This window comes from Desulfofundulus sp. TPOSR (genome assembly GCF_011393055.1).
In the GTDB taxonomy this organism is placed as follows: Bacteria; Bacillota; Desulfotomaculia; order Desulfotomaculales; family Desulfovirgulaceae; genus Desulfofundulus; species Desulfofundulus kuznetsovii.
Genome location: NZ_JAAOEF010000001.1, coordinates 670001 through 683001, shown reverse-complemented (window position 1 = coordinate 683001; position 13001 = coordinate 670001). Strand labels below are relative to the sequence as shown.

Sequence of the window (13001 nt, the reverse complement as noted above, 5' to 3'; positions counted from 1 at the left end):
GGTAAATATGTCGGAGTAAAAAATGCTGGAACGGTCAGCTAAATACAGCCGTTGCTTTCTGGGGAGTTATGGAACATGCAAAACATGGAAATCTCCTGGGCCTTCCGGGAGCTGGCAGATCTTCTGGAATTTGAGGGCGAGGTTTTTTTCAAAATCCGGGCTTACCGCCGGGCGGCGAAAGTGATCGCCGGCCTTGAAGAACCGGTTGTGGAGCTGTACCGGCGGGGTACCCTGGCCAGGGTTCCGGGGATCGGCAAAAACATCCTGGCCAAGATTGGTGAGTTAATTACTACCGGTGAGATGAAAAAACTGCAGGAGCTCCGCCGGAAATGGCCTCCGGGAATTCTGGAAGTGATGGCCCTGCCGGGCATTGGACCGAAACGGGCGCGGTTTTTACACGAACAGCTGGGTGTCACCTCCCTGGCTGAGCTGGAAGAGGCGGCCCGCCAGAAAAAAGTACGGGCTCTTAGAGGGATGGGGGTCAAAACCGAGCAGGAAATCCTGCGCAGCATTGAACTGGTGCGCAGCCGGCGGGGGCGCATCCTTTTGCCTTTGGCCCGGGAAATAGCAGGTGAGCTGGCCTCCTACATTCAGGATACCCCAGGTGTGTATAAGGTAACAGTGGCGGGCGGAATCCGGCGCTGGCAGGAAACGGTCGATGAAATCCTGCTGGTGGCCGCGGCTGAAGATCCGGAGCCATTGTTGAACGCCCTGGCGGTATATCGCCGGGTAAGGGAAGTGCTGGTGCGGGAGAGTGACAGGATGCGGGTCCAGACCTGGTGGGGGGTGCCCGTGGAACTGCGCGTGGTTGGCTTGCCGGCCTACGGGGCTACCTCGTTGTGGGCTACGGGAAGCGCCGAACACTGGCGCCAGTTACAGGCCCTGGCCGCCCAAAGGGGCTATCATTTGGATATGCGGGGACTGGCTGGTGCAGATTTTCCTTCGGGCAATGATGAGCCCGTCCTTGAAGATGCTCCCGCCCCCGTTCCCCCGGTTCCCGGGGCACCCCTGCCACGGGAGGAAGAGTACATCTACCGCCGGTTGGGGTTATGGCCCGTGCCGCCTGAATTGCGGGAAGGCCGGGGAGAGGTGGAACTGGCCGCCGGAGGGGTTCCGCCCCGGCTTTTAGAGGTTGAGGACGTAAAGGGTGACCTGCACGTACACAGCGACTGGAGCGATGGGGCCAATTCCATCCTCCAGATGGTGCAGCGGGCCAAGGAGAAGGGTTACCGTTACCTGGCCATTACCGACCACTCCCGTTCCCTTACTGTTGCCCGGGGCCTGTCCCTGGAGCGCCTGCAGGAACAGCACAGCCTGATAAAGGAACTGAACGAAAAGGAGAAGGACTTTCGCATCCTCACGGGGATTGAAGTGGACATTCTGGCCAGGGGCGGTCTTGACTTTCCCGACGAGGTTCTGGCGGAAATTGACGTGGTGGTGGCCTCGGTGCACAGCGGTTTTCGCCAGGATAAAGAGACCCTGACCAGCCGGGTCCTGCAGGCCATCGAAAATGAGCACGTGGACATTATCGGGCACCCCACCGGCCGCCTTTTGGGCGAGCGGGAGGCCTACGCCCTGGACGTGGAAAGAATCCTGGAAGCGGCGGCAAAATACGGGAAGATCCTGGAAATCAACTCTTCTCCCGACCGCCTGGACCTCAACGAGCACTATGCCCGCCTGGCCCGGGACTACGGCGTGAAGCTGGCCGTGAATACCGATGCCCACGATTTAAGGCGCCTGGATGAGATACCCTACGGGGTGGCCGTGGCCCGCCGGGCCTGGCTGGGTCCGGAGGATGTGGTGAACACCCTGGACCTGCCGGATTTATTAAAGCTGCTGGGGAAGCAGTAGGGGGTAGTATGGGGGAAAAGACAATCGATTTCTCACTGGTCCTGCCCCGCTCTTTTTACGAGCGGGATACCGTTCTGGTGGCCCGGGAGTTGCTCGGGCACTACCTGGTTCATGACAGCGGCGAAGGCTTGACGGCCGGCCTGATTGTGGAAACGGAGGCCTATTTGCAGGGGGATCCTGCCTGTCACGCTTCCCGGGGGATGACCCCGCGGAACCGGGTGATGTTTGGCCCGCCCGGCCATGCCTACGTGTATTTTATTTACGGCATGCACTACTGCTTTAACGTGGTCACCCGGGAAGAAGGGGTGGGGGAGGCGGTGCTCATCAGGGCCCTGGAGCCGGTGGCGGGGATTGAGCTCATGCGGGCCAGGCGGGGGCGGGAAAAACTGGCCGAGTTATGCAGCGGGCCGGCCCGCCTGGTACAGGCCATGGGCATCACCCGGGAGCATAACGGTTGCGATTTAACTAAAGGCCCGCTTTTCCTCTGCCGGGGGGAGGGGAAACCTCTCCCGGTGGTCACCACCACCCGCATCGGCATAAAAGAAGGATCTGATTTGCCTTTGCGTTTCTATCTGCGGGACAGTGCTTACGTTTCAAAAAAATGATTGCGCTAGCCGGCTTTTTTTTAACATTCTGGGTTGACCAGGCTGAGCAAAGTGGTCAGATAACACCGGATCAGGCCAGGGCTTGGCGCCAGCACTTTCAGTACATGAGGGATTTTCATAACCAATACGGCATGGGTCCCATGATGGACGGCATGATAGGTGGCTTCTAAGGAAAGAATAATAAAGGCGTTAGCCTGCTGATAGTGGATGTTTCCATACTAAGCCAGAACCCGCGCGGGGGTGGCTATACCTTCCCGCGCATTAAAATGAGCAAAGGAGGGAGAAAAAAATGATGCACTATGGATTTGGCAACTGGCTTGGCAACCTTGGCTGGGGTCTGGCTATGTTGCTGTACATGCTCCTCCCCCTGGCCCTTCTTTTAGGTTTAATTTACCTGGGCTTTTATTTGTGGGAACGGCGCAACAAAAACAATGTGGTAACAACCGGTCCGGATCCAGTGGAAGTTGTAAAAATGCGCTATGCTCGGGGGGAAATTTCTGCTGAAGAATACCACCGGCTGAAAGAAGAGCTGCGTAAAGAATAAGTAGAGGGTGTCTACGACGGGATATTGTATTTACGGGAGCCGTATGAAATCCTTTCCATTGACATGCCATACATATAGAAAATATCTTCTGTGTCATGGAACATTTTACCAGTAGCTGTGCATACCTTGTATTAAAGCTGATAACCCTCAGAAGAAAGGAGGAAAACATATGGCTCCCGATCCCGGTTACTATTACTATGGCCGATTCTCCTTCATCCTCTTCCTGATTCTGATCCTGTTGTTCTTTGGCCGCGGATTCTTCCCCTATGATGCCTCATAACAGCTAAGACCTCCCAGGCCGGGCGCTTTTAATTATGCGCCCGGCTTTTTTAACGCAGGAAATTACCACGGTCAGGGCGAAGTTTAGAAACTGCCAAGAATTTTTGGGGTATTAAAATGATACTTAAGTTGGTTCACAAAATAGCCGTAAGGAAATTGGCAATTAAAGCCGGGAGATTTTTGTTAAGCGCCATTGGAAAGATAAATATAGAAGACCCCGAATATAAAGAACAGGAGGATGCAGATGAAGATCCGGGAAATTTACGAACTGGCTATTGCCAAAGGTATGGAAAGCGACCCCCGCGGCCTGGAGGCCGTGCAAAAATTCCTGGCCCGGGAAAAGGAAAAGTACGAAAAAATGAAGGAAGATGAGAAAGAGGAATATGACCTGGAGCGGCTGGTCAACCCCTACGATGACACCCGCGTTTTGGTGGGTGACCCGGAAAGGGAAGTGCGCCGGGTGCTGGTGGGTATTGATATGGAAGTGGGGGAAGTTTTGCTGGCTGACCGCCTGGGGGAAAAGGGCCGACCGGTGGACCTGATCATCTCCCATCACCCGGAAGGGAAGGCCATGGCCTCCCTCTACCAGGTGATGCACCTGCAGGAGGATGTGCTGGCCCGCTTTGGCGTGCCCATTAACGTGGCCGAGGGAATCATGTCCTCCCGGATTGCCGAGGTCAAGCGGGGCATCCTGCCCTTGAACCATAACCGGGCCGTGGATGCCGCCCGGATTTTAGGGCTGGCTTTCATGAGCGTGCACACGGCCGCCGATAACCTGGTGGCTTCCTACCTGCAGAAGCTGATGGATGAAAAGCAGCCGGAAACGCTGGGGGATGTTTTAAAACTGCTCAAAGAACAGCCCGAATACAGGGAGGCCATAAAATATAAAGCCGGCCCGACCATTGTGGTGGGAGCCAGGGAACGCCGTGCCGGCAAGATCATGGTGGATATGACCGGGGGCACCAGCGGCTCGGAGGATGCCTACGCCAAGCTGGCCCAGGCCGGGGTGGGAACGCTTCTGGTCATGCATATGGGCGAAAAGCACCGCAAAGAGGCGGAGAAAAACCACATCAACGTGATCATTGCCGGCCACATGGCCAGCGATTCCCTGGGCATGAACCTGTTTCTGGACGAACTGGAGGCCAGGGGCGTGGAAATCATCCCCTGCGCGGGGCTTTTAAGATTCAGCCGCCGGTCTTAGCATTGGAGGGAGCAGCCTTTGACCCGGTCGTCTAAACCCGAACTGCTGGCCCCAGCCGGTGATTGGGAGGCATTGGTGGCGGCGGTACAAAATGGTGCCGACGCCGTTTACCTGGGCGGCAAGCTGTATAACGCCCGGCAGGGTGCGGCCAATTTTGATCGCGAGGAATTGCAACGGGCCGTTGATTATGCCCACATCCGGGGTGTAAAGGTCTACGTTACCGTCAATATTCTCCTGTCGGATGAAGAGCTGGAAGATGCGGCTCGCTTTCTCCATTTTCTGCAGCAGACCGGGGCCGACGGGGTGATCGTGCAGGATCTGGGGCTGGCGAACCTGGCCCGGCAGGTGCTTCCCGAGTTGCCCCTGCATGCCAGCACCCAGATGACCGTCCACAACCGGGCGGGGGTGGAAAAACTCCTGGCCCTGGGTTTCCGGCGGGTGGTGCTGGCCCGGGAAATGAGTTTAAAAGAGATCAGGGATATCAAGGAGGCTACCGGCGCCGAGCTGGAGGTTTTCATCCACGGTGCCCTCTGCATTTGTTACTCCGGCCAGTGCCTTCTGTCCAGTATGATCGGCGGCCGCAGCGGTAACAGGGGCCGCTGTGCCCAGCCCTGCCGCCTGCGCTATACCCTGGTGGATGAAAAAGGGCGACCGGTGGTGGATCCCCGGGAGGTTGGGGAGTACCTGCTAAGCCCCCGGGATCTCAACCTCTCGGAACACCTGCCCGATCTCATCCACGCCGGCATCAACTCCTTTAAAATTGAGGGGCGCATGAAACGTCCGGAGTACGTGGCTACAGTGGTGCGGGTCTACCGGAACCTCATCGACCGGGCCATGGTGGATGAGGATTTTTACATTACGCCGGAAGAGGCCAGGGATCTGGCCCAGATTTTCAACCGGGATTTTACTACCGGCTATTTCTTTAACCGTCCCGGATACGAGCTGATGAGTTATAAGCGGCCCAACAACCGGGGTTTGTTTCTCGGCCGGGTGGTTCGCTACCATCCCGGTACCGGCCGGGCGGAAGTGGCCCTGGAGGAGCCCCTGCGGGTGGGGGACGGGGTGGAGGTTTGGGTGAGCCGGGGCGGCCGGGTGGGTGTGGAAGTGCATGCCATCTGGGAGAAGGGTCGGCAGGTGGAACAGGCCCCGGCCGGTAGTGTGGTGGAGATTTCCCTGCCCCGGGAGGTGCGGCCCCAGGACCGCCTGTTCAAAACCCACGATGCGTTTTTAATGGAACGGGCCCGGGCTACTTTTGCTTCCCCCCGGGAGGTGCGCAAGAGCCCGGTGACATTCCACGTGAGAGTCCGGCTGGGGGAGCCGTTCCGGGTGCGGGTCGAGGACGGTGCCGGGCACAGCGGGTTGGGAACCGGCCTTACTCCCGCTCAGCCGGCGGTCAAAAGACCCCTGACCCCCGGGTTTTTAAAAGAACAGCTCGACCGCCTGGGGAATACCCCCTTTGCCTTGAAGGATGTGCGCTGCGATCTGGACGATAATGTCATTGTGCCCGTGGGTGAAATTAACGAGGCCCGTCGTCGGGCCATAGAGGAGATGGAGGCGGCCATTATCAAATCGGCCCGGCCGGCACCTCCCTTACCGGAGGATGTCTTTGCGCGCAGGCTGGCGGGGGCCCGGGTGAAGGCCACGGGCCGGGCCCTGCCCGCCGGCTGGTCTCCCGGCAAGCGGCCTTTGCTTTCCATAGCGGTTACCGACCTGGCTTCCCTGGAGGCCGCCGTTTTTGCCGGAGCGGATCAAGTCTATTTTGGGGGAGAAAGTTTTCGATCCGGGCCTCCCGTGGGGGAAGAGGAAATCCGCCGGGGGGCGGAAATCTGCAAAAAACATGGCGTTCGCTTTATCCTTTCCACGCCCCGGATAATCCATGACCCGGAAATGGCTGCCGTGGAGCGGCTGCTGGATCTGGCCGCAAACCTGCCGGCCAAGGGCGTACTGGCGGGGAACCTCGGGCTGATTGACCGGGTGGCCCGCACGGGCCTGCCCTTGTATGCTGACCTGGCCTTTAATGTTTTCAACCTTCGTGCCGCCGCTTATCTTTTAGACCAGGGTGCCGTCCAGCTGGCCCTTTCCCCGGAATTGACCATGGAGCAGGTGACCGCCCTGGTGAGCGGCGGTCATTTTGCCGCCGAGGTCCTGGTCCAGGGGGCGGTGGAGTTAATGGTTTCCCGGTATTGCGCCCTGGGGAGCCTTCTGGGAGGCCTGGCTGCCGGCCGCAACTGCGCAGGCCCCTGCCAGGGCCGGCGCTGTGCCCTGAAGGACCGGGTGGGGGCCGTTTTCCCCCTGGAAGTGGATCAGTTTTGCCGCATGCATCTGTTTAATTCCCGGGACCTGTGCCTGGTGGATGAGGTGCATAAATTCGTGGAGATCGGGGTGGCCTCTTTGCGCATTGATGCCCGGGGGCGGGGAGCGGAGTATGCCCGGGTCACCGTGGACGCCTACCGCCGGGCCCTGTCCTTGAATCCGGCCGGGGATGCCGGCGAGCTTTCCCGGCTGCGGGAACGCCTGCAGCAATACAGTCCCGCCGGCCTCACCAGGGGCCATTACTACCGGGGGGTGGAATAACCCCCCCTTAACTTTTAAGTAGACACCCATGACGCTTTCAGTCACCAAGAGAAGTTGAAACTCGCTGCCGTTCTGCACGTAAGCGAGCGACATTGAGCCGAGCAGATGCCAAACTTAGCAAGACCTTAGCCTTTATTTTCTAGGGTGCAATTAACTGACGGAAGTGCTATGATAATAGGGGATCAACTATGGATGAGCGCACACTAAAACGATTGGAATACGACAAAGTGCTGGAACACCTGGCCCGGTACACCATTTCTCCCCTCGGCCGGGAACGGGTCTTCTCCTTGCGCCCGGTAACGGACAGGCAGGCCATTCATACCATGCTGGCCCAAACCACCCAGGCCAGGGATCTCCTGCGTCTTGAGCCCGGCACCGAGTTCGGAGGGTGGCATGACATTCGCCAGTACCTCCAGAGGGTTGTCCGGGGTGCTGTGCTGGAACCCCAGGAACTCTTTGAAACAGGCCAAACGCTGGGAGCCTGCCGGCGCATCAGGAAGTTTTTTACCGAACGCCCGGGGCGCTATCCTCTCCTCGAAGAAATTGCCTTAACCATAGGTAATTTTACAGAATTAGAGAAAAAAATCACCAGGGCCATTCTACCCGGAGGGGAGATAGCCGACGACGCCTCCGCTGCCCTGTCCACCATCCGGCGCCGGCTCCAGCGCGCCCAGCAGCAGGTGAAGGAGCAGCTGGAAAGTATCGTCCGTTCCCCTGCCTACCAGAAGTACCTGCAGGACCCGATAGTGACCATCCGGGAAGGGCGCTACGTGGTGCCCGTGAAGCAGGAATACCGGGCCCAGGTTCCGGGAATAGTTCACGACCAGTCGGCCAGCGGCGCCACCCTTTTCATCGAGCCCATGGCCGTGGTGGAAAGCAACAATGAGGTTCGCCGCCTGCAGGTGGCGGAAAAACAGGAAATCGCCAGGATTTTAGGCGAGCTTTCCGGCGCCGTGGCGGCAAGGGGTGAGGAGCTGGCCCTGTCCCTGGAGGCCCTGGGGCAGCTGGACTTTATCATGGCCCGGGCCCGTTACAGCGAGCATCTGGATGCCGTGGAGCCCCGGTTGCTCCCGGCGCCCAGGCTAAATTTAAGGCAGGCCCGGCACCCGTTGCTCTCCGGCAGCGTGGTTCCCATATCCATTCACTTGGGTTACCAGTTTGATACCCTGGTTATCACCGGCCCCAACACCGGCGGAAAAACCGTGACTTTAAAAACGGTCGGCCTGCTTGCCCTGATGGCCCAGTCGGGCTTACACATCCCCGCCGGCGAGGGTAGTGAATTGGGCGTTTTTGATGAAGTCTTTGCAGACATCGGGGACGAACAGAGCATTGAACAATCGCTGAGTACCTTTTCTTCTCATCTCACCAACATTGTACAAATTTTAAACCAGGTCGGCCAGGGCAGCCTGGTTCTCCTGGATGAACTGGGCGCCGGTACCGATCCAGCCGAAGGGGCGGCCCTGGCCCAGGCCATCCTGGAAAGGCTGCATGAAATGGGCGCCAAGACCGTGGCCACCACCCACTACAGCGAATTAAAGAACTTTGCTTATGCCCGGGAACGGGTGGAGAACGCTAGCGTGGAATTTGATGCCGTCACGTTGAAACCCACCTACCGGCTGTTGATTGGCAAGCCCGGTTCGAGCAACGCTTTTGAGATTGCACGCAGGCTGGGTCTTGCCCCGGACCTGGTCGAGCGGGCCAGGAGCTTCATGACCGCAGAGCAAGTACAGGTGGCCGACCTCATGCAACAACTGGAACGAGCCCGCCAGCAGGCCGAACGGGAGCTGGAAGAGGCCCGGCGCATGCGGCAGGAGGCAGAAGGCTTGAAAGAACGGTATCGGGCCTTAAGGGATGAGCTGGCAGCGCGGCGGGAAAGCATTCTGGCCCGGGCCCGGGAAGAGGCCCGGCAGCTCGTTAAACGGGCCAGGCAGGAGTCAGAGGAGGCCATAAGGGAACTGCGGGCGCGGCTGGCCGATGAAGCGGCCAGGGTACGGGAGGAGGCCATCCGGGAGGCCAGGGAGAAGCTGGCGGGAATGCAGGAGCGCCTGCAGGTCGGGGCTCCTCGCCCTAAGCCGGAGCCGGGTGTGATTCCCGAATCGGTGAGCGTGGGTCAAACGGTCTTTTTGCCCCGCTTTAACCAGCGGGGTACTGTGGTGGCCCTGCCGGAGGCAGGGGAGGTACAGGTACAGGTAGGTATGATCAAAATCAATGTTCCCCTTGCAGAACTGCGCTTGCCAGCAGAAGATGAGACTTCCCGGGGGGAGGTGCGGGTGGCTTCACTGGTACAGGATAAAACCCGCTCCATTTCCACCAGGCTTGACCTGCGGGGCCTGCGGGCCGAAGAAGCCCTGCAGGAGGTGGAGAAGTACCTGGACGATGCCACTTTAGCCGGGTTATCCCGGGTCTACCTGGTTCACGGCAAGGGTACCGGAGCCCTGCGGGCCGCCATCCAGCAGCAGCTGAAAACAGACCGGCGCGTAAAATCCTTCCGGTTGGGCGAACATGGTGAAGGGGGTGCGGGAGTTACCGTTGTGGAGCTGGTTTGATAAAGGGTAAGGGGGCCGGCTGTTATCCGGCAGCAACGGCCCCTTGACTTTTTGTTCTCTTATTCGGCCCACTTTTTATTGCGGAACCAATCCAGGCCGGGGTTAATTTCTTCCCTCAGCACCCTTACCGGTCCCTGGCCGTTTCCCTTTTGTCCCTGTGGTTCCGGAAGCTGGTTTAACCCCGTGTCGGACTGGCCCGGCGGATTGGGCTGGCCGGGCGGAGCCGGAATTACCTCTCCGGGTTGTCCGGGCTGGCCCGGCTGGTCTGGTTGACCCGGGCTCGCCGGAGGTGGTGCCGGTTCTTCGGCTGTGTGCAGCGTGCAGACCGTCGTGGGTACCCGCTGGGCATAGTCCTCGACAAAGCTGGGTACGTTATAGGGCAGTTTGATCATCACTTTAGTGATCCGGTCCGGACAATACTGATTGGGGAGCTGACCGGTAGTGGCACATACTTCTACCAGCACATGGGTATCATCAACCCGGGTGGGTACGGTTCCCTGGGCAAAAAGATCGGTAACCAGGTCGGAAGGAGGCGTATTGGGACCCGGTAACAGCCCCGATTTGCTGTCCACCGTGGCGCTGACGATCCCCCCGGGCCTGGGGAAGTCCCGTACCGGTGTGTTTTTAAGAGCCTGGGTCATGATTTGACGCCAGATAAGGGCCGGGTAGCGCCCGCCGAATTCGTGGGGCATGGCCCTGGGCTTGTCGTAGCCGATCCACACCACCCCTACCAGCTCCGGGGTGTATCCGGCAAACCACAGATCCTTACCCTGGTCTGAGGTACCCGTTTTGCCCGCCGCGGGACGACCTATTCTGGCGTTAGTGCCGGTGCCGCTTTCTATAACGGTTTTGAGCATGTCAGTAATAAGGTATGCGGTGGTTGCCCTCATAGCCTGGACAGGTTTTGGCTGGTATTCATAAATAACGTGGCCGCTGGCATCTTCCACCCGGGTGATGGCCGTGGGCTCCAGGTATATGCCCTGGTTGGCAAAAGCACCGTAAGCGGCGGCCATCTGCAAAGGGGTGACGCCCTCGTGCAGGCCTCCCAGGGCCATGCTGGGGCCGTGGGTGCTGGGGTTGAGGTTGATGCCCAGCCCCCGGGCAAACTTAAGGGCGTTGGCAATTCCCACGTGATCCATGAGCACCCTGACGGCCACCACGTTGATGGATTTGGCTATAGCGGTACGCATGGTAACCAGGCCCCGGTAACGCCCGTCGTAATTCCGGGGGGTATAATTGCCGTATTTTACCGGGATGTCGTCAATTACCGAGGCTGGGGCCATCCCCTTGTATTCAATAGCCGGGCCATAGGCAATGATTGGTTTGAAAGTGGAACCTGGTTGCCTCCCCGGGGCCATGGTTGCCCGGTTCCATTGCAGCCGGTGGGTGTGCTCCCGGCCGCCTACAATGGCTTTTATGTACCCCGTATGGGGATCGAGTACCACTGCAGCCCCTTCGGGTTGAAGAATACCCTGGTTGTCCCGTGCCGAGGCCGGAAAATTGCGCGGGTCGGACAGGGCTTTCTCAGCAGCCTCCTGTATTACCGGGTCCAGGGTGGTGTATACCCGCAGCCCCCCCTTGAAAACCTGTTCTGTCCCATACTTGTTGACCAGTTGTTCGGTTACATAGTCCACAAAATAGGGATAGGGGTACTGCCGCCCTTTTCCCGGCTTGAGCATCTCATCCAGTTGAATGGCCTTGGCCTGGGCCGCCTGTTCGGCAGTAATAAACCCGTAGCGGGCCATGTTGTTCAGAACCAGGTTGCGTCGCCTGGTGGCCCCTTCGGGGTTGCGGAAAGGGCTGTAGGCGCTGGGTGCCTGGACCAAACCGGCTAAAAGAGCACCTTCTGATAAGGTAAGCTCCCTGGCTGGTTTATTGAAGTATGTCTCGGCGGCAGACTGAATGCCATAGGCTCCCTCGCCAAAATACACCTTGTTTAAGTACATCTCCAGGATTTCGTCTTTGGTGTAGCGCCTTTCCACCATGACGGCCAGGATAACCTGCTGAATCTTTCTTTTAAAAGTCCGTTCGTGGCTCAAGAAAGACAGCTTGACCAGTTGCTGGGTAATGGTGCTCCCGCCTTCCTGGATGCGGCCGCCGGTAATATCCGTCCAGGCCGCCCGCGCGATCCCCCGCAGGTCCACGCCACGATGCTGGTAAAAGCGCACGTCCTCAATGGCCAGGAAGGCTTCCTGGACATGTTTGGGTATGTCCTTGAGGTCTACCGGTACGCGGTTTTCCTCGCCTACCCTGGTGATCAGCTCCTTATTTTGATCGTAAAGGGAAGTGGATGCACTGGAGAGCAATTTTTCTTCACTCCAGGCGGGCAGGTCCTTGATGCTGACGACAACCAGCCCAAGTGCCGCCACACCGCCAGCAATCATGAGCAACAGGAATAAAGAAATGATCAGGCGAAAGATATTCAACCTTCTTTTCTTTCTTCTAGCCAACGTGCATGCCTCCTACTGACTTTCATACCAGCATTATAACATAACCGGCACAAAGTTTGACCCCCATCCCCGGCAAGTCCGGCAAGAGACTGCCTTGTCAGGGAGCTCTGCGTTTTGATATAATGTAGGGACCTGGAAAGGGAAAGGGAAAGGAGAAGTAAGATGCTCAGTATAGATAAACAGCTAGAAATCATCAAGCGGGGTGCCGCGGAGATCATTTCCGAGGAAGAGCTGGGGCAGAAGCTCAAGCGGTCCCTCTCCACGGGCCGTCCATTGCGGGTAAAGCTGGGCCTGGATCCCACGGCTCCCGATATTCATCTTGGCCATACCGTAGTGCTTCAAAAAATGCGGCAGTTCCAGGAACTGGGTCACGAAACGATTATTATTCTGGGGGATTATACCGCCCGCATCGGCGATCCCACGGGGAAAACCGAAACCCGCAAACAGCTCAGCGAAAAAGAGGTGCTGGCCAATGCCCGCACCTATGAGAGACAAATTTTCAAGATTTTAGATCCAGAGCGAACCAAACTGGTTTTCAACAGCCAGTGGCTGGCACCCCTTACTTTTGCCCAGGTTATTGAACTGGCGGCAAAGTATACTGTCGCCCGCATGCTGGAGCGGGAAGATTTTGCCCGCCGCTTCCGGGAAGGTCTGCCCATCAGCATTCACGAATTTTTCTACCCCCTCATGCAGGGTTATGATTCGGTAGCCCTGGAAGCGGATATCGAGCTGGGGGGAACAGACCAGAAGTTTAACCTGCTCATGGGCAGGACGCTGCAAAGGGAATACGGTCAGGAACCCCAGGTAGCCATCATGATGCCCATTCTTGAAGGTCTGGACGGCGTGCAGAAGATGAGCAAGAGCCTGGGGAACTACATTGGCATCGATGAGCCGCCCCGGGAAATGTACGGGAAAACCATGTCCCTGCCCGATGAGCTTATGGTACGTTAC

8 protein-coding genes (1 of these 8 cut by a window edge) are annotated in these 13001 nt (G+C 58.3%); 7 read left to right on the top strand and 1 reads right to left on the bottom strand.

Annotation, left to right across the window (positions count from 1 at the left end; all coding sequences use genetic code 11):
- Positions 1–75: 75 nt before the first annotated feature.
- The 6 genes from G7K71_RS03465 (at position 76) to G7K71_RS03440 (ending at position 9600) form a co-directional block, all read left to right on the top strand.
- Positions 76–1851: a PHP domain-containing protein gene (locus tag G7K71_RS03465; protein WP_166343525.1), complete on the top strand. Its 1776-nt coding sequence runs from the start codon at positions 76–78 to the stop codon at positions 1849–1851.
- Positions 1852–1859: 8 nt separating this feature from the next.
- Positions 1860–2456 carry a DNA-3-methyladenine glycosylase gene (locus G7K71_RS03460; protein ID WP_166343523.1) on the top strand — a complete coding sequence of 199 codons (597 nt, stop codon included), beginning with the start codon at positions 1860–1862 and terminating at the stop codon, positions 2454–2456.
- Between the two features lie 289 nt (positions 2457–2745).
- Complete coding sequence (locus tag G7K71_RS03455; protein WP_207712615.1) at positions 2746–3000, top strand: SHOCT domain-containing protein; 255 nt, start codon at positions 2746–2748, stop codon at positions 2998–3000.
- Between the two features lie 523 nt (positions 3001–3523).
- Entirely contained in the window at positions 3524–4480 is a 957-nt protein-coding gene (locus G7K71_RS03450; protein ID WP_166345049.1) for an NGG1p interacting factor NIF3, read from the top strand.
- A gap of 18 nt (positions 4481–4498) precedes the next feature.
- Positions 4499–7054: a DUF3656 domain-containing protein gene (locus tag G7K71_RS03445; RefSeq protein ID WP_166343521.1), complete on the top strand. Its 2556-nt coding sequence runs from the start codon at positions 4499–4501 to the stop codon at positions 7052–7054.
- Between the two features lie 188 nt (positions 7055–7242).
- The gene (locus G7K71_RS03440; protein WP_166343519.1) at positions 7243–9600 is read left to right on the top strand and encodes an endonuclease MutS2; all 2358 of its coding nucleotides are present in this window, start codon (positions 7243–7245) and stop codon (positions 9598–9600) included.
- 59 nt (positions 9601–9659) lie between these two features.
- Here G7K71_RS03440 and G7K71_RS03435 read toward each other — a convergent pair whose 3' ends face one another.
- Positions 9660–12050, bottom strand: a complete 2391-nt coding sequence (locus G7K71_RS03435) for a transglycosylase domain-containing protein (protein WP_166343517.1) — start codon at positions 12048–12050, stop codon at positions 9660–9662.
- A gap of 162 nt (positions 12051–12212) precedes the next feature.
- Here G7K71_RS03435 and tyrS point away from each other — a divergent pair, with 162 nt between their 5' ends.
- A protein-coding gene (gene tyrS, locus G7K71_RS03430; RefSeq protein ID WP_166343515.1) for a tyrosine--tRNA ligase crosses the window boundary here: on the top strand, positions 12213–13001 show its 5' portion. The gene runs 438 nt beyond the window's last position; 789 of the gene's 1227 nt are visible here — the first part of the coding sequence; it begins with the start codon at positions 12213–12215; the stop codon falls past the right edge of the window.

Coding starts and splice junctions, on each gene's coding strand:
- G7K71_RS03465 (WP_166343525.1), top strand. CDS start 76: ATGCAAAACATGGAAATCTCCTGGGCCTTCCGGGAGCTGGCAGATCTT.
- G7K71_RS03460 (WP_166343523.1), top strand. CDS start 1,860: ATGGGGGAAAAGACAATCGATTTCTCACTGGTCCTGCCCCGCTCTTTT.
- G7K71_RS03455 (WP_207712615.1), top strand. CDS start 2,746: ATGATGCACTATGGATTTGGCAACTGGCTTGGCAACCTTGGCTGGGGT.
- G7K71_RS03450 (WP_166345049.1), top strand. CDS start 3,524: ATGAAGATCCGGGAAATTTACGAACTGGCTATTGCCAAAGGTATGGAA.
- G7K71_RS03440 (WP_166343519.1), top strand. CDS start 7,243: ATGGATGAGCGCACACTAAAACGATTGGAATACGACAAAGTGCTGGAA.